Below are 19450 nucleotides of genomic sequence, written 5' to 3' on the forward strand. Positions count from 1 at the left end.
TGTAGCGCAGCCTTATTGGCCGCGCTGACTAAAGCTGTGCAGCGCTTTTTCGATGCATTGCGCGGTTTTGCCGAAGGCTTGCACGGCGATGTCCGAGAATGGCCCGCCACCCTGATCCGCCACGACGATCATGATCACTCGCCCATTGTTGAGCAGCGAGCGCAGCAACAGGTGCTCGCCGCTGAACTGGCTACGCAGGTTGTTGGGCAGCAAGGCGGAAAATTGCGCGTTGTTGAGCGGCGTCAGGCGTACCTGGGCCTGTTGCGAGAGCAGGCGTTGCAATAGCGCGCTTTGACTGACGTTAAAATTCAGCCCGGCCACTTCATCAGGCAGGCCGGCCGTCTGGTGCACACGGAGATTGGCGTGGGTGCGGTCGGCCATCAGGATCATCACCCGACGCATGCCACTGGCCACCAGCGCGTCGCGGGCAGAGGTGGTCAGGTGGATGGCATTGGTGAAACGACTTGGCTCGTGCAACAGCGCGGCACATTGTTTGCGCCATTTCGCCAGGTCGTCGGCAGTGGGTGCCGGGGCTGGCTGCAAACCGGCATGTACAGGGTTCGTACCCCATGGCCAGATCAGTGCGACAGCGGGATGCCAAAGATCGGGCATGGCGTGATAACGCGCACTGTTGGCGGCTTGCTGGTGCAATTGTTGTTGCACCTCGTCCATCGGTATTTGCAGGTAGAGGCCGGTCAAGTACTGCCAGCGCTCACTGTGCGGACTGTCCCAGGCCTGCTGCGCCGAGAGGGCCAGGCCGTTGGCCAATAGCACCGTGTTGGCAGGTTGATTAAGCCAGCGACGCAGGGTCGGGTGGTCATCCAAGCGGTTCTGCTGGCGTAGCGGATGTTCGCTGTCGCGGGCAATGCGCAGCACTTTCACCAGTTCCCGTTGCTCGGTGAGCAGCAGTCGATAGCCCTGTTGCACCCAGATCGGCAGGTGCCAGAGGTCCACCAGGGCCTGGCCGATTTCCAGCAGGCGCGCGCCAAACAGTTGCTGTTCGACTGCGCGCGCCGACTCGCCTTTATGAATGACCCGCAGCTCCCAGTCTTCGAGCAGCTGCGGATGCGTCATGGCAAGCGGCCACAGCGGCGACAGGAACAGCAGGCTGCCCCAGTGGATGTCCTGCCACAGGCGCGCCAGGCGGCCGGCAAAAAAACCGTTGGCCTGTTGGCTGGCGTGTTGGCTGATCATCTGCAACTGGCGCAGGGCTTTCGGGATCTCGGCCTGGGGCATGGCGGGCAATCGCGCGAGCAGCTCCTCGGTGCGCTTCAAGCCAAGGCGGTTGATGGCGACCTCAAGGTTTTCCGCAGGCTCGCTCATGGCGCCATGGCTGTGCCGGTTGGCTTCGCGAATCACGCTCAAGGCCAGGGCCGGGCTGCCCTGCATCAAGTCGGCGATGTTGCGCAGCGAGCTGCGACTGTCGCGCATGGCCCGGCACACTTGGTCGTGACTGGCCTGCGGAACCGGCAGGCGCACGCCGTCGAGAAGCTTGACCCAGCCTTCGAGCGTGTTCGGTGTTGGCGTCGGGGCGTTCGTTTGTCTAGCCATGTCTGGAGGCGATCATCGTCAACAATACCTGGGCCCGGAGGGGGTCAAATTGGCTTTTCGCCTGAACTGGCTATAGTCTGGCGCAGTTTTGCCGATAAGTAGAAGAAGAGATTTTTTAACTTCCGAATATGACCTTGAACCCGACTCAGTAAGTGCTCTCCTACCTATGGCTAAAATTATCGGCATCATCGTCGTATTCGCGAGCGTGCTCGGCGGATACGTGCTCTCCCATGGCAAGATTGCCGCCCTGATCCAGCCTTTCGAGGTCATGATTATCGGTGGTGCGGCCCTCGGTGCATTCCTGCAGGCCAACCCCGGTTACATGACCATGCACGTGCTCAAGAAGTCCCTGAGCATGTTCGGTTCGCGTTTCAGCCATGCCTTCTATCTTGAAGTGCTGGGCCTGATCTACGAGATTCTCAACAAGAGCCGCCGCGAAGGCATGATGGCCATCGAAGCGGACATCGAAGATGCTGCGGCGAGCCCGATCTTCGCCAAGTACCCGACGGTCCTGAAGGATGAGCGCATGACCGCGTTCATCTGTGATTACCTGCGCATCATGTCCTCCGGCAACATGGCGCCCCATGAGCTGGAGGGCCTGTTCGACATGGAACTCTACAGCCTCAAGGAAGACCTGGAGCACCCGTCCCACGCGGTGAACGGCATCGCCGACGCCATGCCCGGTTTCGGTATCGTCGCTGCGGTCCTGGGGATCGTGGTGACCATGGCCTCGCTGGGCGAGGGCGACCAGAAGTCGATCGGTCTGCACGTCGGTGCGGCACTGGTGGGTACCTTCTTCGGTATTCTCGCCGCCTACGGTTTCTTCGGCCCGCTGGCGCATTCCCTGGCCCACGATGCCAAAGAAGAACTCAACGTCTACGAAGCCATCAAGGCCTCGCTGGTGGCTTCGGCCTCGGGCATGCCGCCATCGCTGGCCGTGGAGTTCGGGCGCAAGGTCCTGTACCCGGCGCACCGGCCAAGCTTCGCCGAGCTGGAACAAGCGGTTCGTGGTCGTTAAGTAATGGAAAATAACCAGCCGATAATCATCAAGCGCGTCAAGCGCATCGCCGGTGGGCATCACGGGGGCGCCTGGAAAATCGCCTTCGCCGACTTCGCCACGGCGATGATGGCGTTCTTCCTGGTGTTGTGGCTGTTGTCCACCGCCACCCCGGAACAGAAAATCGCCATCGCCGGCTACTTCAAGGACCCGATCGGCTTTTCCGAAAGTGGCACACCCTACATCATCGATCTGGGCGGCACGCCGACCATGGCGCCGGAAAATACCCTCAACCCCGAGGTGAAGACCCAGCCGCAGCCGGACAAGCTGACGGTCGACGTCGATCAGGTCGAGGGCATGGCCGAGACGGTGGAGAAGGAGCGCCTGGAACTGCTTCTGCAAGAACTGCAGAACAAGGTCGAAGAGAACCCGCAACTGCAGAAATTCAAAGACCAGATCCTGTTCGAAATCACCCCGGACGGTTTGCGTATCCAGATCGTGGACGCCGAGAACCGGCCGATGTTCGACTCGGGCTCGGCCCGCCTGAAGCCGTATTTCGAAGACATCCTGCTGGCCATGGCCGACACCATCAAGGCGGTGCCGAACAAGATCAGCATCAGCGGCCACACCGATGCCACGCCGTACAGCGGCAGCGGCGAATTCGGCAACTGGGAGCTGTCGGCCAACCGTGCCAACGCCGCGCGTCGTGCGCTGGTGGCGGGCAGCTACCCGGAGACACAGGTGGCGCGTGTGGTTGGTTATGCCTCGTCGGCCCTGTTCGACCGCGAGCATCCGTTCAACCCGGTCAACCGCCGTATCGACATTGTCGTGCTGACCAAGAAGGCCCAGCGTGCCATCGAAGGTTCGCAAGGGGCGGAGCCAACTCCTGATGCGCCGCAAGATTCGGCTGCTCCAAGTGCCGCACCGGCTGCGCCAGTCGATCCAAACGCGTTGCCAGCGGACAAGGAGCCGCTGCCGGCGCATGAGCTTCGGGAGCGTCTGAACCTGTTTGACGATCCTGCACCAAAACCGGGTGAGCCAGCCAAATCGGCTGAACCAACCAGGCAGTGACCGAAAAAAGCCGACAGCAATGTCGGCTTTTTTGTGGGCGTTTCCTGCCTTAAAACCCACGGATGATTCTGGATTTGAGATCCGTGTGGAATCGGTCGGCGTTACTCCTGTTGACGCTGCGTGCCGATTCGCTGCCATTCACGGATTCCAGTGACATCGAGCGCTTGAGCGTCGATTCGTTGCGATACGCGTCGATAAAGAACTCAATATCTCTGTCGCTGGTCAGCTTCGGCCACTTATCGAGATACAGCGGCAGCTCTGTCGGGCCGGTCTTGAACGAGCAGATACGCCGATTTGTGATGGTCGCCTCGCCGATTTCGAATGGCACCCGCCAGGACAGCGCGGTTTTCTCGGATACCACTGCCAGCAGGTGCGTGCATTCGCTGATGTTGCGGGTGATTACCCCGGTAATGTCGTCGGTGGTCTGGGATTCGGCATCCAGTACATCAAGGTAGGTCTTTATGTTGGCCTGCATCAGGCGCGTGTTGATGTTGATCGCATAAGCGCGATCCATGTGGCGGTAGCTGATAAACACTGGCATCAAAAATGTCCCTTGATCGCGAGTTCGCGGTAATAGGCGCCGAGGGCGGTGAGGCGGCAGCCTGTGGCGTGGATGGCGGCGTAGTACATATGTTCGGCGTCCACCGGTTCGATGAGACTGTGGCGGTTGCACTTTTGCAGCTGGGCAAAGACTTCGCCCTGTTCAGGGTTGAACTCGGGTTCGGTGGGTTCAAAGCTGGGGGTGAGGGGGTATATCGACTCTGCTTCGGCAAACCATTCAGGAAGTTTGCGCAGGATTTCCTTGGGGATCAGCGGCGAAACTTCGCGCAGGGAAATGAACTGCGACACGTTGGTCTTGAACACCGGGCGCTGTTCCCAGGCGTCGAGGGCGTTGTCGACAAACGAATAGAGGCTGCCGGGGGTGATCTTGCCCAGGATGTTCGCAGCTCCGCCGTGCAGGGCCTGGAGCAACAGTCCGGTGAACACGCCGTGCTGTGAGCCCTCCATCGCCGGCTCTGCCTTTTTGCAGGCGGTCAGAATGGTCATGCCTTCGCCGATCACGGCACACTCGCTGCGCAAGGCACGCAATTCGCCGGCCGAGCCGCTCTGGCAGCAATCGAGAATGATCACTTTGTTCTTGATCTTGGTGGCCTTGGTTGCCCAGTTGAGGATGTCGCTGAGGCGAATCCCGTCCTTGGCGCTCTTGTAATCCTGCGGGATCAACATGCCTTCGTCGGTGTCGGTATCGAAGCTGCCGTGGCCAGCGAAATACAGCAGTGCGACATTGCAGTCCCCGGAAAACAGCTCGCGGATCTGGTCTTCGAGCTTTTCCCTGCCCAGGTAGTCCTCGGCGGAGGTCAGGACGATGTTCTTGAAGTTCGGATCGCCATTGGCGTCGGTCTTCAGCACGGAAGCCATGGCCATGGCGTCATTGCTGCAGCCGCTCAGGCGCGAAACGTGGGTGTAGTCGTTGATGCCGATAAAAAGTCCCTTGCGCATGGTTACACCGCCGTGTGCTGGCGAATGGCGCTGATGATGCTGTTGGTGTTCCACGCACATTCGGTGTGCGACGCGTCACGCACCACCTTGGAAATGCGGTCGGCGCCGAACGGCTTGATCGCAATGATGACCTTGCCCATGCGCCTGGCTATCTCGATTTCCTTGTTGATCCACTTGCTGTAGGTGGAATACATCCCGGCCATGATCAATACCGCCGAGCACGGGCGGATCTTGTCTTCGATGGCCTCCTCGAGTTGTTTGTCGGTTTTCGCGCCCACAATCGGCTTGTCGGGTGGCACCGAAAAGTTCTTGTACTTGAAGTCGGGCCGCGCGTTGAGCAAGCGCACGAGATTGTCGTGGGCGTGGGGGTAATTCCACGAGTGGCTGATAAACAAATGGTAGGTCTGCATGGGTATCCCTCGGTGTCGCTTGAGTGCGAAGAGGGTTTGAACCTAGGCGATTGCAGCGCGGCCACAAGGGATTGGCGCGAAAAGAGAAATGCCCTACAAGCGAGTGTGCACAAGCCTTACAGAAAGGTCTGACGTTTAAATGGAGAAGGGATCCAGCCGCCGGCCGCCCCGCTGTAGTCAGGGCGGCCGGCGCGTCTGTTTAGTAACCGTTTTCCGGCAGGCTGGCGATGATCGAGCGGTAGCTGTTCATCCGTTGCTGTTGCACGCGGCCGTCTTCCAGGGCCTTGAGCAGGGCGCAACCGGGTTCGCGGTCGTGCTTGCAGTCGCGGAAGCGGCAGGTGCCGAGCAGGTCGTTGAACTCGATGAAACCGGCTTCGACGTCGGCGCGGCTGACGTGGCCCAGGCCGAATTCGCGGATGCCCGGGGAGTCGATCAGCTCACCGCCACCGGGGAAGTGGAACAGGCGTGCGGTGGTCGTGGTGTGGGTGCCCTGGCCGGACAGCTCGGACAACGGGCCGACGCGGGTTTCGACCTCTGGCAGCAGGCTGTTGACCAGCGACGACTTGCCGACGCCGGACTGGCCGACGAACACGCTGATGCGCCCGTCCAATTGTTTCTGAAGCTGTTCCATGCCGTTGCCGTGGTGGGCCGATACTTCCAGCACCGGGTAACCCAGGGTGCGGTAGACCGCGAGCAAGGCGTTCAGGGCCGGGGCGTTGTGCTCGTCGATCAGGTCGAACTTGTTCAGCAGCAACAGCGGCTTGATGCCCGCATGTTCGGCGGCGACGAGGTAGCGGTCGATCAGGTTGGCATGGGGCTCAGGCAGCGGCGCAAACACGATGACAATCATGTCGACGTTCGCGGCTACCGGTTTGAGCTGGCCACGACTGTCCGGGCGGCAGAGTTCGGTATTGCGCGGCAATTGCGCCACGATCACGCCGATGCCCTGGTTGCCGGCACGCCAGACCACCTGGTCGCCGGTTACCAGTGCGGGCAGGTTCGCCCGCAGGTGGCAACGGAACACCTGGCCGGCCAGCTCGCCATCACGGGCTTCGACTTCGACCTGCACCCCGAAGTGGGCGATCACCAGGCCGTGTTGTTCCGGGCCCAGGTCGCCACCCTCTAGTGCCTCGACAGCCGAGGACTCGCGTTTGGCGGCGCGGGCAGCGCGTTCGCCCTGAATCTTTTCGATGCGCCAGTTTTGACGACGATTGAGTTGGCGTTTGGCCATGGGTGTTCCGTATCAAGAATGCAGCGATTAGGTAAAACGGCCGCGAGTTTAGCACGCCCGGCCACCGGCCTAGGCTAAACTGCGCAGCATTGCCTAGGAGCCGACTCATGCAAAACCCGCAGAACCTGATCTGGATCGACCTGGAAATGACCGGTCTGAACCCGGATACCGACGTCATCATCGAAATGGCCACTATTGTCACCGACAGCGACCTGAACACCCTGGCCGAAGGTCCGGTGATCGCCATTCACCACAGCGACGAAATCCTTGCCGGCATGGACGAGTGGAACACCCGTCAACACGGCGGTTCGGGTCTGACCCAGCGCGTGCGCGACAGTCGCATCAGCATGGCTGAAGCCGAAGCCCAGACCATCGCCTTCCTGGAAAAGTGGGTGCCCAAAGGCAAATCGCCGATCTGCGGCAACAGCATCTGCCAGGATCGTCGCTTCCTTTATACCCACATGAAATCCCTGGAAAGCTATTTCCACTACCGCAACCTTGACGTGTCCACACTCAAAGAGCTGGCTGCGCGCTGGGCACCGGACGTGCGTGACAGCTTCAAGAAGGGCAGCACCCACCTGGCGCTGGACGACATCCGCGAGTCGATCGCCGAGCTGCAGCACTACCGCCAGCACTTCATCAAGGCCTGATTGTGTAGCGTCTGTTATGGCCCTTTCGCTGGCAAGCCAGCTCCTACAGGTTTGCGCGGTTCTGTAGGAGCTGGCTTGCCAGCGAAGGGGGCTTTGAAGACGCTATCGCCAGCGAGCCGGCCCCTACAGATGGCGGCGCCCTCTTTTGGTGCCTCGGCGAAGTGCGTAGACTGCGCGCCTTTTTGCAAGGATCGCCACCATGTTGCTGATGCTCTACCTGATCGCCATCACCGCCGAGGCCATGACCGGTGCGCTGTCTGCCGGTCGTCGCGGCATGGACTGGTTCGGCGTGGTGCTGATCGCGTGCGTCACGGCGCTGGGCGGTGGTTCGGTGCGCGATGTGTTGCTTGGCCACTATCCGCTGACCTGGGTGAAACACCCGGAATACCTGGTGCTGACCACTATCGCGGCGATGATCACGGTATTCACCGCGCGCTGGATGCGCCATCTGCGTTCATTGTTCCTGGTGCTCGACGCCGTCGGTCTGGTGGCGTTCACCCTGATCGGCTGCATGACCGCCCTGGAAATGGGGCATGGCATGTTGGTCGCGTCGGTCAGCGGGGTGATCACCGGCGTTTTCGGTGGCATCCTGCGGGACATCTTCTGCAATGATATTCCGCTGATCTTCCGGCGCGAGCTGTACGCCAGCGTGTCGTTCGCGGCGGCGTGGTGCTACATGTTTTGCCTATACCTGAACTTGCCGGGAGAGCAGGCGATCTTGATCACCCTGTTCGGCGGTTTCCTGCTGCGCTTGCTGGCGATCCGCTTCCATTGGGAAATGCCCAAATTCGTCTACAACGACGAGGCCTGACGCTCGGCGTGCTGCTGCAACGCCCACTCGACATGCTCGCGGACCAATTCGGACGGATGTTCACGCCTGGCCTTCAACGCTTCCAGCACCGGAATGGTTGAAGGCGCATTGCCGAGGCCGACGGCCAGGTTGCGCAGCCAGTTCTCGTACCCTGTCCGGCGTAGCGGCGAGCCTTCGGTGCTGCTCAGGAATTTATCCTCGTCCCACATGAACAGCTCGGCCAGTCCGGCGTTGTCCAGGTTGTGCCGCGGCTTGAAGTCGCTTTCCCCGGACGGGCGGGCGAAGCGGTTCCACGGGCAGACGATCTGGCAATCATCGCAACCGAACACCCGATTGCCGATCATCGGCCGCAATTCCTGCGGAATCGCACCTTTGAGCTCGATGGTCAGGTAGGAAATACAGCGCCGGGCGTCCAGCACATAGGGCCCGACGAAGGCATTGGTTGGGCAGATGTCGAGGCAGGCGCTGCAGCGGCCGCAGTGTTCGGTGGCATGGGGCGGGTCCACTGGCAGCGGCAGGTCGACGAACAGTTCGGCGAGGAAGAAGTAACTGCCGGCCTTGCGATTCAAGACCAGGGTGTTTTTACCGATCCAGCCCAGGCCTGCCTGTTCGGCGATGGCTTTTTCCAGCACCGGGGCACTGTCGACAAAAGCCCGGAAACCAAACGGGCCGATTTCTGCCTGAATCTTGTCCGCCAGTTGTTGCACGCGTTTGCGGATCAATTTGTGGTAATCGCGGCCCAAGGCATAACGCGAGACGTAGGCTTTTTCCGGCTGGGCGAGCAGCTGCGCCATTCTGGTATCGCCCGACAGGTAGTCCATGCGCAGCGACACCACGCGCAAAGTGCCCGGCACCAGTTCTTCGGGGTGCGAGCGTTTGCTGCCGTGGGCGCCCATGTACTCCATTTCGCCGTGGTAGCCGGCGGCGAGCCAGCGTTCCAGGTGCTGCTCATGCTCGGCGAGGTCGAGGCCGCTGATGCCGACTTGCTGAAAGCCCAGCTCGCGGCCCCAGTCCTTGATGGATTGGGCGAGGGCGGGCAAATCTGTGGTAATAGCGGGCATGAGGCGAGAGAAACCGGAGCTGAGGTGCGTATAATTCTGCCAGACATCGGAGCCCATAGACGCATGCCGCACGCTAAAGATGATTTACCCGACGCGCTGTACAGCGCCGCGCAGGTCCGCGGGCTCGATGCGAGCCTGATCGCGGCCGGCACACCGGGCTTCGAACTGATGCAGCGCGCCGCACGGGCCACCTGGCGGGCGCTGGTCCGGCAATGGCCGACGGCCAGCGAACTGACGGTGGTTACCGGTCACGGCAATAACGCTGGCGACGGTTATCTGGTCGCCGTGCTGGCCAAGCGTGCCGGGTGGACGGTACGGGTGCTGGCGGCGGGCGATCCGCAGCAACTGCGAGGTGATGCGGCTTCGGCCCATGCCGAAGCGGTAGCTGAGAAGGTTGTGATCGATGCATGGAGTGCGCAATCGGACTTGCGTGGAATCATTCTGGACGCATTGCTGGGTACCGGCCTCACTGGCGAGGTGCGCGAGCCGTACGCCAGTGTCATCGCCGCGATCAACGCCAGCGGCCTTCCCGTGGCGGCAGTGGATATCCCCTCGGGGCTTTGCGCTGATACCGGGCGCACCCTCGGTTGCGCGGTGCGCGCCGATCTGACCGTGACCTTTATCGGCTTGAAACTGGGCTTGTTCACCGGTGATGCGGCGGATGTCGTGGGTGAGCTGGTGTTTAACGACCTGCACGCCGATCCGCAGCTGCTGGAGGGCGCGCCGACCACTGCCCGTCGCCTCATGGCTGGCAATCTGCCGCCCCTGAACCCTCGAGCCCCGGCCTCCCATAAAGGTCGGTTCGGCCATGTCCTGCTGATCGGTGGTGACCGCGGTTTGGGCGGGGCGATCCTGTTGAGCGCGCAAAGCACACTGCGCAGTGGTGCGGGCATGGTCTCGGTGGCGACCCGTCCCGAGCATGTGCCCGCGGCGCTGGCGCGGGTCCCTGAGGCGATGGTGTTGGGCACTTCGTCGGCCAATCAGTTAATGGATTTGCTTCAAAAGGTGTCCGTGTTGGTGGTTGGCCCTGGACTGGGGCAGGGCGCCTGGGGACGAAGCCTGTTATCGGCGGCCGCCAACGCACCCCTGCCGCAAGTCTGGGACGCCGATGCGTTGAACCTGCTGGCCGAGGGCCGGGTCAGCTTGCCCAAGGGCTGTGTGATCACGCCGCACCCGGGGGAAGCCGCGCGGTTGCTGGGGCTCAGCACTGCCGAGGTTCAGGCGGATCGCCCGGCGGCGGTCCATGCACTGAGCAAAAAATACAACGCAGTCGTCGTGCTCAAGGGCGCCGGCAGTCTGATCGCCTGCCCTGACGGGCGGCTTGCCCTGTGCCATCAGGGCCATCCGGCGATGGCCACCGCGGGGCTGGGCGATGTGTTGGCCGGTCTGGTCGGTGCACTGCTTGCACAGGGCATGGCGGCGTTTGACGCGGCTTGCCTGGCGGTCTGGCTGCACGCCAATGCTGGTGAGCAACAAGGAAAATTCGGCCGTGGGCTGGCGGCCAGTGATCTGATACCAGCCATTCGTCAGTTGTTGGAGGAGCAAGCACCGTGTCTGAAGTAACCCTGTACCTGGCCGATGAGCAGGCCATGAGCGACTTTGGCGCACGCATCGCCCGTATCACCGAGGGGCATGGCCTGATCTTCCTTGAAGGTAATCTTGGCATGGGCAAAACCACCTTATCCCGGGGTATCATCCGGGGCCTGGGGCATGTCGGCGCGGTCAAGAGCCCGACCTTCACCCTGGTCGAGCCCTACGAGATCGGCGACATCCGCGCCTTCCATTTCGACCTGTATCGCCTGGTCGATCCGGAGGAGCTGGAGTTTCTCGGCATCCGCGACTATTTCGAAGACGATGCCCTGTGCCTGATCGAGTGGCCCGATAAAGGTGCAGGCTTTTTGCCAAAGCCCGACCTGACCATTACCATTAGCCCGCAAGACAGCGGGCGTTCGCTGAAAATTTTATCCCAGGGCTCGCGTGGCGAGGCCTGGTGTGCCGCATTGGCATTGGAATCCAAATAGATGATGGGGTTAGGTATGCGCTTTCGCGCGTTGGTGGCTGCCGTAGGGGTGTTGTTTCTGGCGGTGACCGTCGACGCTGTGGCCGAGACGAAGGTCAACAGTGTTCGCCTGTGGCGGGCGCCGGATAACACGCGACTGGTGTTTGACCTGACCGGCCCCGTGCAGCACAGCGTCTTTACGCTGACGTCCCCGGATCGCCTGGTCATCGACATCAATGGCGCGAGCCTCGGTGCGCCGTTGAACGTCAACAGCGCGAACACCCCGATCACCGCCATGCGCTCGGCACAGCGTACGCCGACAGACCTGCGGGTGGTCATCGACCTGAAAAAGGCCGTGACGCCAAAAAGCTTCTCCCTGGCGCCCAACGCCCAGTATGGCAATCGACTGGTGGTCGATCTGTTCGACAACCCGGCCGACGCCGCGCCGCCGCCAGCGCCGACCCCTTCGGTCGCCACAGTGCCGGCCGTGCCGGTCACGCCCTCGGAGCCGGCCATCAAGTTGCCGCCAGCACCGGCTGGCAAGCGCGACATCATTGTGGTGATCGACGCCGGTCACGGTGGCGAAGACCCGGGCGCCTCCGGCTCCCGCGGTCAGCGCGAGAAAGACGTGGTATTGGCCATCGCTCGCGAACTGCAGCGCCAGGTCAATGGCATGAAGGGTTTCCGTGCCGAGCTGACCCGCACCGGCGACTACTTCATTCCTCTGCGTGGCCGTACGGAAATCGCCCGCAAGAAAGGCGCCGACCTGTTCGTCTCGATTCACGCCGACGCCGCACCCTCTACCGCGGCCTTCGGTGCCTCGGTGTTCGCCCTGTCCGATCGCGGCGCCACTTCGGAAACCGCGCGCTGGCTGGCCGACAGTGAAAACCGTTCCGACCTGATCGGTGGTGCCGGCAACGTCAGCCTCGACGACAAGGACCGCATGCTGGCCGGTGTGTTGCTCGATCTGTCGATGACCGCGTCCCTGACCTCCAGCCTGAACGTCGGCCAGAAAGTCCTGAGCAACATCGGCCGGGTCACGCCGTTGCACAAGCAACGGGTCGAGCAGGCCGGGTTCATGGTGCTGAAGTCGCCGGACATCCCGTCGATCCTGGTCGAAACCGGGTTTATCTCCAACGCCAACGAGGCCTCGAAACTGGCTGCCGCGAGCCACCAGCAGGCGCTGGCACGTTCCATCAGCAGTGGCGTGCGCCAGTTCTTCCAGCAGAACCCGCCACCGGGCACCTACGTTGCCTGGCTGCGTGACTCCGGGAAGATCGCCCAAGGCCCCCGTGACCATCGGGTCAACCCGGGCGAGACGCTGGCGATGATCGCGGTGCGTTATCAAGTGTCCCCAGCCGCCGTGCGCAATGCGAACAACCTGTCGAGCGATGAGCTGAAGATTGGTCAGCACCTGACCATCCCGGGTAATGATCTGGCGGCCAAAGAATGAATCAGGTCGTGAACAACGGCGCTCGCATCGAGCTGCTCAGCCCGCGACTGGCGAACCAGATTGCTGCGGGTGAGGTGGTCGAGCGCCCGGCTTCGGTGATCAAGGAGCTGCTGGAAAACAGCCTTGACTCCGGTGCCAGGCGCATCGATGTCGACGTGGAGCAGGGCGGCGTCAAGTTGCTGCGGGTGCGCGACGATGGCAGCGGCATTTCCGCCGATGACCTGCCGCTGGCCCTGGCGCGCCACGCCACCAGCAAGATCCGTAACCTGGAAGACCTTGAACAGGTCATGAGCCTGGGTTTTCGTGGTGAGGCCCTGGCATCGATCAGTTCGGTGGCGCGCCTGACCCTGACGTCGCGCACCCGTGATGCCGAGCAGGCCTGGCAAGTGGAAACCGAAGGCCGTGACATGGCGCCCCGGGTGCAACCCGCGGCCCATCCGGTGGGCACCTCGGTCGAGGTGCGCGACCTGTTCTTCAATACTCCGGCGCGCCGCAAGTTTCTCAAGACCGAAAAAACCGAATTCGATCACCTGCAGGAAGTCATCCGGCGCCTGGCGCTGGCGCGGTTCGACGTGGCCTTTCACCTGCGCCATAACGGCAAGACCATCCTCAGCCTGCACGAAGCCCACGACGACGCGGCTCGCGCCCGGCGCGTGGCGGCCATCTGCGGGCCAGGTTTCCTGGAGCAGGCGCTGCCGATCGAAATCGAACGCAATGGCCTGCACCTGTGGGGCTGGGTCGGGTTGCCGACGTTCAACCGCAGCCAGGCGGATTTGCAGTATTTCTTCGTCAATGGCCGTGCCGTGCGCGACAAACTGGTGGCCCACGCCGTGCGCCAGGCTTATCGCGACGTGCTGTTCAATGGCCGGCATCCGACGTTCGTGCTGTTTTTCGAGGTCGATCCAACGGGCGTCGACGTCAACGTGCACCCCACCAAGCACGAAGTGCGCTTCCGTGAAGGGCGCATGGTCCATGATTTCCTCTATGGCACCTTGCACCGTGCCTTGGGCGATGTGCGCCCGGATGATCAGCTGGCGGCGCCGGTTACCACGGCCATCGTCCGGCCTACCGGCCTCGAAGCCGGTGAGTTCGGCCCTCAAGGCGAAATGCGCCTGGCCGCCAATGCGCTGCTGGAGCAGCCCCAGGCCCAGCCGTCGTTCAATGCGCCAGCCGGTTCAGGCTCTGGCGCCGGATATCAGTATCAATACACACCGCGACCGCAGTCAGCGGTTCCGGTTGCAGAAGCGCAGGCGGCCTATCGCGAGTTCTTCGCGCCGTTGCCCGAGGCCAACGCGGTAGCGCTGCCAGCCGGACAGGACGACATCCCGCCGCTGGGCTATGCGCTGGCCCAGCTCAAGGGCATCTACATCCTCTCGGAAAACGCCCAGGGGCTGGTGCTGGTGGACATGCATGCCGCTCATGAGCGGATCATGTACGAACGCCTGAAAGTCGCCATGGCCAGCGAGGGCTTGAGCGGGCAACCGCTGCTGGTGCCCGAATCCCTGGCGGTCAGCCAGCGTGAAGCCGATTGCGCCGAAGAACACATCGCCTGGTTCCAGCGCCTGGGCTTCGAGCTGCAGCGTCTCGGCCCGGAAACCCTGGCCATTCGGCAGATACCGGCCTTGCTCAAACAGGCTGAGGCCAATCGCTTGGTGGGTGACGTGTTGGCCGACCTGATGGAATATGGCACCAGCGACCGGATCCAGGCGCACCTGAACGAACTGCTCGGGACCATGGCCTGCCACGGTGCGGTCCGGGCCAATCGGCGTCTGGCCCTGCCGGAAATGAACGGTCTGCTGCGTGACATGGAAAACACCGAGCGCAGCGGTCAATGCAACCATGGCCGACCGACCTGGACCCAGCTGGGCCTGGACGATCTGGACAAACTGTTCTTGCGCGGTCGTTGATGAGCCAGCTCCCTCCTGCGATTTTCCTGATGGGCCCGACCGCCGCCGGCAAGACCGACCTGGCCATCGAACTCACCAAGGTTCTGCCTTGCGAGCTGATCAGCGTCGATTCGGCGCTGGTCTACCGCGGAATGGACATCGGCACCGCCAAGCCATCAAAAGAGCTGTTGGCGGAGTTTCCGCACCGTTTGATCGATATTCTCGATCCGGCCGAGGCTTATTCGGCGGCGGATTTCCGTCGCGATGCCCTGCAAGCCATGGCCGAGATCACCGCACGGGGTAAAATTCCGCTGTTGGTGGGCGGCACGATGCTCTATTACAAGGCCTTGGTCGAAGGGCTCGCGGATATGCCGGCCGCCGATCCGGATGTCCGCGCACAGATCGAGGAAGAGGCCGCCCGCCTTGGCTGGCAGGCGTTGCACGATCAGTTGGCGATCATTGACCCGGTTTCTGCGGCGCGTATTCATCCGAACGATCCCCAGCGTCTGAGTCGAGCACTGGAAGTTTTTCGTGTTAGCGGTCAGAGCATGACCGAGCTACGCTTGCAACAATCTGCGCAAAGTACTGAAGCAGCCGCTTCGGGACGGCAACAATTGCCCTATACTGTCGCGAACTTGGCCATTGCTCCGGCGAATCGCCTGGTACTGCACGAACGAATTAAACAAAGATTCACCTTAATGTTGGAACAGGGGTTCATTGACGAGGTCGTAGCCCTGCGTAATAGAAGTGACCTGCATACCGGGTTGCCGTCTATACGTGCGGTAGGCTATCGCCAAGTCTGGGATTACCTGGATGGCAAGCTGACGTCAGCCGAGATGCAGGAGCGTGGAATCATTGCCACGCGCCAATTGGCGAAGCGCCAGTTCACCTGGCTTCGCAGTTGGGCTGATTTACACTGGCTGGACAGCCTCGATTGCGACAATCTGCCGCGCGCCTTGAAATACCTGGGGACCATCTCCATATTGAGCTGAGTCCTTGCAATTGCCGTCTATCCTTGGGGGTGGGGCGGCCGAAGCCATCTGTTTACCTATTTTTTTATTTTGAATCCTTAAAGGAGTGCGGCACATGTCAAAAGGGCATTCGCTACAAGACCCTTACTTGAATACTTTACGTAAAGAGAAAGTTGGGGTGTCCATCTACCTGGTCAACGGTATCAAACTGCAAGGTACGATCGAGTCTTTCGACCAGTTCGTTATCCTGCTGAAAAACACCGTCAGCCAAATGGTCTACAAACACGCTATCTCTACAGTAGTGCCGGTTCGTCCAATTCGTCTGCCTAGCGCAACCGAATCGGAAGCGGGTGATGCTGAGCCAGGTAACGCCTGATAGGAGTCTCCTTTGTTCTTTGAGCGCCACGGTGGTGGTGAGCGAGTCATACTCGTTCACTTGGATGGACAGGACCCTGAGGCGCGCGAAGACCCGCAGGAGTTTCAGGAATTGGCTAATTCGGCCGGCGCCGAGACCGTTGCGTTTTTTAACGTGCCGCGTCATCGGCCAACCGCCAAATTCCTGATTGGCAGCGGCAAGGTCGAGGAACTGCGCGACCTGGTCAAGGCCGAAGAAGCCGATCTGGTGATTTTCAATCACGTCCTCACGCCCAGTCAGGAACGTAACCTCGAACGTGTTTTCGAGTGTCGCGTGATCGACCGTACCGGTCTGATTCTCGATATTTTCGCCCAGCGCGCCCGTACCCATGAAGGCAAGCTCCAGGTAGAACTGGCCCAGCTTGACCACATGAGCACCCGGCTGGTTCGCGGATGGACTCACCTTGAGCGCCAAGGTGGCGGTATCGGCATGCGTGGCCCGGGTGAAACCCAACTGGAAACCGACCGCCGCTTGCTGCGGGTTCGCCTGCGCCAGATCAAGGGCCGGCTGGAGAAGGTGCGCAGCCAGCGCGAACAGTCGCGCCGTGGTCGTTCGCGTGCGGATATCCCTACCGTGTCGCTGGTGGGCTATACCAACGCCGGTAAATCCACGCTGTTCAACAATGTGACGAAATCCGACGTCTACGCGGCTGACCAATTGTTTGCCACGCTGGACCCGACCCTGCGTCGTCTGGATCTGGACGATCTGGGGCCGATTGTCCTGGCGGATACGGTAGGTTTCATTCGCCACTTGCCCCACAAGCTGGTCGAGGCATTTCGGTCTACCCTCGAAGAATCGAGCAACTCCGACCTGTTGTTGCACGTGATCGATGCGGCGGAACCGGATCGCATGTTGCAGATCGAGCAGGTGATGGTGGTGCTGGGCGAGATTGGTGCCCAGGACTTGCCGATCCTCGAGGTCTATAACAAACTCGATTTGCTTGAAGGCGTTGAGCCACAAATCCAGCGCGACGAAAATGGCAAGCCCCAGCGGGTCTGGCTGTCGGCGCGTGATGGCACTGGTCTGGAATTGCTTGAGCAAGCCATTGCCGAATTGCTTGGCAGTGATTTGTTTATCGGTACCCTGCGCTTGCCGCAACGATTCGCCCGACTGCGTGCGCAGTTTTTCGAACTCGGTGCGGTGCAAAAAGAAGAGCACGACGAAGAAGGCATCAGTTTGCTGGCCGTTCGTTTGCCCCGGGTCGAGTTGAATCGACTGGTAAGCCGCGAAGGATTGCAGCCGATGGAATTCATCGAGCAACACACTTTGCAATAAAAGCCTGAGAAAGCGGTTGTGTCGTGGTGACAGGCATTCTGTAGCATTGGTCGGCGCGCCGTGGGTGCGTCTTTGCTTTATCAGATGGAGAGCGCTATGGCTTGGAATGAGCCGGGTGGCAACTCGAATAATCAGGATCCTTGGGGTGGCAAGCGCCGCAATAACGGCGACCGCAAGGGACCACCAGATCTCGACGAGGCCTTCCGAAAGCTGCAGGAAAGCCTGAACGGGTTGTTCGGTGGTGGCAAGAAACGCGGGGATGATGGGGGTGGTTCGGGCAAGAGCGGCGGCTTCGGCGGCCTGCTGGGCATCGGCCTGGTCGTGTTGGCAGCCGTTTGGCTGTACAGCGCGGTCTATGTCGTCGACGAGCAGGAGCAAGCTGTGGTGCTGCGCTTCGGCAAGTACTACGAAACCGTCGGTCCCGGCCTGAATATCTACTTCCCGCCGATCGACAAGAAGTACATGGAAAACGTCACGCGTGAGCGGGCGTACACCAAGCAGGGTCAAATGCTGACTGAAGACGAGAATATCGTCGAAGTGCCGCTGACCGTGCAGTACAAGATCAGCAACCTGCAGGACTTCGTGCTGAGCGTCGATCAGCCGGAAATCAGCCTGCAGCACGCGACCGACAGCGCCCTGCGCCATGTGGTGGGTTCCACCGCGATGGACCAGGTGCTGACCGAAGGTCGTGAGTTGATGGCCAGCGAAATCAAGGAGCGCCTGCAACGCTTCATGGATACCTATCGCACCGGTATCACCGTCACCCAGGTCAACGTACAGAGCGCAGCGGCACCGCGTGAAGTGCAGGAAGCCTTCGATGACGTGATCCGCGCCCGTGAAGACGAGCAGCGTTCGCGCAACCAGGCTGAAACCTATGCCAACGGCGTCGTGCCGGAAGCCCGTGGTCAGGCCCAGCGCATCCTTGAAGATGCCAATGGCTACCGTGACGAAACCGTCTCGCGCGCCAAGGGTGAGGCCGATCGCTTCACCAAACTGGTCGCCGAGTACCGCAAGGCACCTGAAGTCACCCGCCAGCGTCTGTACCTGGACACCATGCAGGAAGTCTTCAGCAACACCAGCAAGGTTCTCGTGACCGGCAACAAGAATGGCCAGAGCAACCTGCTGTACCTGCCTCTGGACAAGATGGTCGAAAGTGGTCGCAGCACCAGCACCCAGGTGACCGGCGCGGCAGCCAGCAGCAATGAAGCGAATGCGCGTGCGGCAGCTGATCTGCAGCAACAGCAAGCACGTACCAGGGAGAGTCGCTGATGAGCAATAAATCGCTGATCGCCCTTATTGTCGGCGTCGTCGTGGCGATCGCTGCCTGGAACTGCTTCTACATCGTGGCTCAGACCGAGCGTGCGGTGTTGCTGCAGTTCGGTCGCGTGGTCCAGACCGATGTTCAGCCAGGTCTGCATGTGAAAGTGCCCTACGTTAACCAGGTGCGTAAATTTGACGCACGCCTGATGACGCTGGATGCACCGACGCAACGCTTCCTGACGCTGGAAAAGAAAGCCGTGATGGTCGATGCCTACGCCAAGTGGCGGGTGAAGGACGCCGAGCGTTTCTACACCGCGACTTCCGGTCTGAAGCAGATTGCCGACGAGCGTCTGTCCCGTCGTCTCGAGTCGGGCCTGCGTGACCAGTTCGGTAAGCGCACCTTGCACGAAGTGGTGTCCGGTGAGCGTGATGCGCTGATGGCGGATATCACCGCTTCGCTGAACAAGATGGCGGAAAAGGAGCTGGGCATCGAGGTTGTCGATGTTCGGGTCAAGACCATCGACCTGCCGAAGGAAGTGAACCGCAGCGTGTTCGAACGTATGAGCACCGAGCGTGAGCGTGAAGCTCGCGAGCACCGCGCCAAGGGTAACGAGCTGGCTGAAGGCATCCGTGCCGACGCCGATCGTCAACGCCGCGTGCTGCTGGCCGAAGCCTATCGTGAATCCGAAGAGATTCGCGGTGACGGTGACGCCCAGGCCGCTTCGATCTATTCCAAGGCCTACGGTCAGGATCAGGAGTTCTACGCGTTCTACCGTAGCCTGCGCGCCTACCGTGAAAGCTTCGCGAACAAATCCGACGTCATGGTCCTGGACCCAAGCAGTGACTTCTTCCACTACCTGGAAAAAGCCAAGCCTTGATACGACGTTGACCTGATTCATCCCGCCGGGC

At 61.2% G+C, this 19450-nt stretch carries 19 protein-coding genes; 13 read left to right on the forward strand and 6 right to left on the reverse strand.

Annotation, left to right across the window (positions count from 1 at the left end; all coding sequences use genetic code 11):
* Positions 1–12 precede the first annotated feature (12 nt).
* On the reverse strand, positions 13–1551 hold the full coding sequence (locus SOP85_RS09165; protein ID WP_323626748.1) for an HDOD domain-containing protein: 1539 nt from the start codon (positions 1549–1551) through the stop codon (positions 13–15).
* Positions 1552–1717: 166 nt separating this feature from the next.
* On the opposite strand from SOP85_RS09165, the gene motA reads away from it, so the two are divergent.
* Together motA and motB are read left to right on the forward strand one after the other, a co-directional pair.
* Positions 1718–2569, forward strand: a complete 852-nt coding sequence (gene motA, locus SOP85_RS09170) for a flagellar motor stator protein MotA (protein ID WP_008063575.1) — start codon at positions 1718–1720, stop codon at positions 2567–2569.
* Positions 2570–2572: 3 nt separating this feature from the next.
* Positions 2573–3619, forward strand: a complete 1047-nt coding sequence (gene motB, locus SOP85_RS09175) for a flagellar motor protein MotB (RefSeq protein WP_323626749.1) — start codon at positions 2573–2575, stop codon at positions 3617–3619.
* A gap of 49 nt (positions 3620–3668) precedes the next feature.
* Here motB and SOP85_RS09180 read toward each other — a convergent pair whose 3' ends face one another.
* From SOP85_RS09180 to rsgA, 4 genes are all read right to left on the reverse strand, one after another.
* The gene (locus SOP85_RS09180; protein ID WP_323626750.1) at positions 3669–4160 is read right to left on the reverse strand and encodes a toll/interleukin-1 receptor domain-containing protein; all 492 of its coding nucleotides are present in this window, start codon (positions 4158–4160) and stop codon (positions 3669–3671) included.
* The gene (locus SOP85_RS09185) at positions 4160–5119 is read right to left on the reverse strand and encodes a caspase family protein (protein WP_274076792.1); all 960 of its coding nucleotides are present in this window, start codon (positions 5117–5119) and stop codon (positions 4160–4162) included. The genes SOP85_RS09180 and SOP85_RS09185 overlap by 1 nt, the downstream gene beginning before the upstream one ends.
* 2 nt (positions 5120–5121) lie before the next feature.
* Positions 5122–5529 (reverse strand): TIR domain-containing protein, encoded by a 408-nt coding sequence (locus tag SOP85_RS09190; protein ID WP_274076793.1) that lies wholly within the window; start codon positions 5527–5529, stop codon positions 5122–5124.
* Positions 5530–5728: 199 nt separating this feature from the next.
* Positions 5729–6760 (reverse strand): small ribosomal subunit biogenesis GTPase RsgA, encoded by a 1032-nt coding sequence (gene rsgA / locus SOP85_RS09195; protein ID WP_008064125.1) that lies wholly within the window; start codon positions 6758–6760, stop codon positions 5729–5731.
* A gap of 107 nt (positions 6761–6867) precedes the next feature.
* Here rsgA and orn point away from each other — a divergent pair, with 107 nt between their 5' ends.
* Entirely contained in the window at positions 6868–7410 is a 543-nt protein-coding gene (orn, locus tag SOP85_RS09200; protein ID WP_179057346.1) for an oligoribonuclease, read from the forward strand.
* Positions 7411–7609: 199 nt separating this feature from the next.
* Complete coding sequence (locus tag SOP85_RS09205) at positions 7610–8221, forward strand: trimeric intracellular cation channel family protein (RefSeq protein WP_274076794.1); 612 nt, start codon at positions 7610–7612, stop codon at positions 8219–8221.
* On the opposite strand, the gene queG is transcribed toward SOP85_RS09205, so the two are convergent.
* Complete coding sequence (gene queG / locus SOP85_RS09210; protein WP_323626751.1) at positions 8203–9282, reverse strand: tRNA epoxyqueuosine(34) reductase QueG; 1080 nt, start codon at positions 9280–9282, stop codon at positions 8203–8205. The genes SOP85_RS09205 and queG overlap by 19 nt on opposite strands.
* Positions 9283–9345: 63 nt before the next feature.
* Between queG and SOP85_RS09215 the strand changes: the two genes are divergently transcribed.
* The 9 genes from SOP85_RS09215 (at position 9346) to hflC (ending at position 19419) form a co-directional block, all read left to right on the forward strand.
* Positions 9346–10845 carry an NAD(P)H-hydrate dehydratase gene (locus SOP85_RS09215; RefSeq protein ID WP_323626753.1) on the forward strand — a complete coding sequence of 500 codons (1500 nt, stop codon included), beginning with the start codon at positions 9346–9348 and terminating at the stop codon, positions 10843–10845.
* A complete protein-coding gene (gene tsaE, locus SOP85_RS09220; RefSeq protein ID WP_274076797.1) occupies positions 10833–11303 on the forward strand; it encodes a tRNA (adenosine(37)-N6)-threonylcarbamoyltransferase complex ATPase subunit type 1 TsaE in 471 nt (156 codons plus the stop codon). Before SOP85_RS09215 ends, tsaE begins: the two co-directional genes overlap by 13 nt.
* Positions 11304–12734: an N-acetylmuramoyl-L-alanine amidase gene (locus SOP85_RS09225; RefSeq protein ID WP_274076798.1), complete on the forward strand. Its 1431-nt coding sequence runs from the start codon at positions 11304–11306 to the stop codon at positions 12732–12734. It begins immediately after the preceding gene.
* Complete coding sequence (mutL, locus tag SOP85_RS09230) at positions 12731–14641, forward strand: DNA mismatch repair endonuclease MutL (protein ID WP_442967899.1); 1911 nt, start codon at positions 12731–12733, stop codon at positions 14639–14641. The genes SOP85_RS09225 and mutL overlap by 4 nt, the downstream gene beginning before the upstream one ends.
* Positions 14641–15612: a tRNA (adenosine(37)-N6)-dimethylallyltransferase MiaA gene (gene miaA, locus SOP85_RS09235; protein ID WP_274076799.1), complete on the forward strand. Its 972-nt coding sequence runs from the start codon at positions 14641–14643 to the stop codon at positions 15610–15612. Before mutL ends, miaA begins: the two co-directional genes overlap by 1 nt.
* A gap of 94 nt (positions 15613–15706) precedes the next feature.
* Complete coding sequence (gene hfq, locus SOP85_RS09240; RefSeq protein WP_007902656.1) at positions 15707–15967, forward strand: RNA chaperone Hfq; 261 nt, start codon at positions 15707–15709, stop codon at positions 15965–15967.
* A gap of 12 nt (positions 15968–15979) precedes the next feature.
* Entirely contained in the window at positions 15980–17281 is a 1302-nt protein-coding gene (hflX, locus tag SOP85_RS09245; protein ID WP_046819838.1) for a ribosome rescue GTPase HflX, read from the forward strand.
* Between the two features lie 96 nt (positions 17282–17377).
* Positions 17378–18550 (forward strand): FtsH protease activity modulator HflK, encoded by a 1173-nt coding sequence (gene hflK / locus SOP85_RS09250; protein ID WP_323607459.1) that lies wholly within the window; start codon positions 17378–17380, stop codon positions 18548–18550.
* Complete coding sequence (gene hflC, locus SOP85_RS09255; RefSeq protein WP_008064109.1) at positions 18550–19419, forward strand: protease modulator HflC; 870 nt, start codon at positions 18550–18552, stop codon at positions 19417–19419. The genes hflK and hflC overlap by 1 nt, the downstream gene beginning before the upstream one ends.
* The last annotated feature ends 31 nt before the right edge of the window (positions 19420–19450 follow it).

This window comes from Pseudomonas sp. YuFO20, from assembly GCF_035064975.1.
Classification (GTDB): Bacteria; Pseudomonadota; Gammaproteobacteria; order Pseudomonadales; family Pseudomonadaceae; genus Aquipseudomonas; species Aquipseudomonas putida_AE.

What these genes read in the sequence shown, in the direction of transcription:
- SOP85_RS09215 (WP_323626753.1), top strand. Translation starts at nt 9,346, where the DNA reads ATGCCGCACGCTAAAGATGATTTACCCGACGCGCTGTACAGCGCCGCG.
- SOP85_RS09185 (WP_274076792.1), bottom strand. Translation starts at nt 5,119, where the DNA reads ATGCGCAAGGGACTTTTTATCGGCATCAACGACTACACCCACGTTTCG.
- motB (WP_323626749.1), top strand. Translation starts at nt 2,573, where the DNA reads ATGGAAAATAACCAGCCGATAATCATCAAGCGCGTCAAGCGCATCGCC.
- motA (WP_008063575.1), top strand. Translation starts at nt 1,718, where the DNA reads ATGGCTAAAATTATCGGCATCATCGTCGTATTCGCGAGCGTGCTCGGC.
- hfq (WP_007902656.1), top strand. Translation starts at nt 15,707, where the DNA reads ATGTCAAAAGGGCATTCGCTACAAGACCCTTACTTGAATACTTTACGT.
- queG (WP_323626751.1), bottom strand. Translation starts at nt 9,282, where the DNA reads ATGCCCGCTATTACCACAGATTTGCCCGCCCTCGCCCAATCCATCAAG.
- hflK (WP_323607459.1), top strand. Translation starts at nt 17,378, where the DNA reads ATGGCTTGGAATGAGCCGGGTGGCAACTCGAATAATCAGGATCCTTGG.
- SOP85_RS09180 (WP_323626750.1), bottom strand. Translation starts at nt 4,160, where the DNA reads ATGCCAGTGTTTATCAGCTACCGCCACATGGATCGCGCTTATGCGATC.
- orn (WP_179057346.1), top strand. Translation starts at nt 6,868, where the DNA reads ATGCAAAACCCGCAGAACCTGATCTGGATCGACCTGGAAATGACCGGT.
- SOP85_RS09165 (WP_323626748.1), bottom strand. Translation starts at nt 1,551, where the DNA reads ATGGCTAGACAAACGAACGCCCCGACGCCAACACCGAACACGCTCGAA.
- miaA (WP_274076799.1), top strand. Translation starts at nt 14,641, where the DNA reads ATGAGCCAGCTCCCTCCTGCGATTTTCCTGATGGGCCCGACCGCCGCC.
- rsgA (WP_008064125.1), bottom strand. Translation starts at nt 6,760, where the DNA reads ATGGCCAAACGCCAACTCAATCGTCGTCAAAACTGGCGCATCGAAAAG.
- hflC (WP_008064109.1), top strand. Translation starts at nt 18,550, where the DNA reads ATGAGCAATAAATCGCTGATCGCCCTTATTGTCGGCGTCGTCGTGGCG.
- SOP85_RS09205 (WP_274076794.1), top strand. Translation starts at nt 7,610, where the DNA reads ATGTTGCTGATGCTCTACCTGATCGCCATCACCGCCGAGGCCATGACC.
- SOP85_RS09190 (WP_274076793.1), bottom strand. Translation starts at nt 5,529, where the DNA reads ATGCAGACCTACCATTTGTTTATCAGCCACTCGTGGAATTACCCCCAC.
- SOP85_RS09225 (WP_274076798.1), top strand. Translation starts at nt 11,304, where the DNA reads ATGATGGGGTTAGGTATGCGCTTTCGCGCGTTGGTGGCTGCCGTAGGG.
- mutL (WP_442967899.1), top strand. Translation starts at nt 12,731, where the DNA reads ATGAATCAGGTCGTGAACAACGGCGCTCGCATCGAGCTGCTCAGCCCG.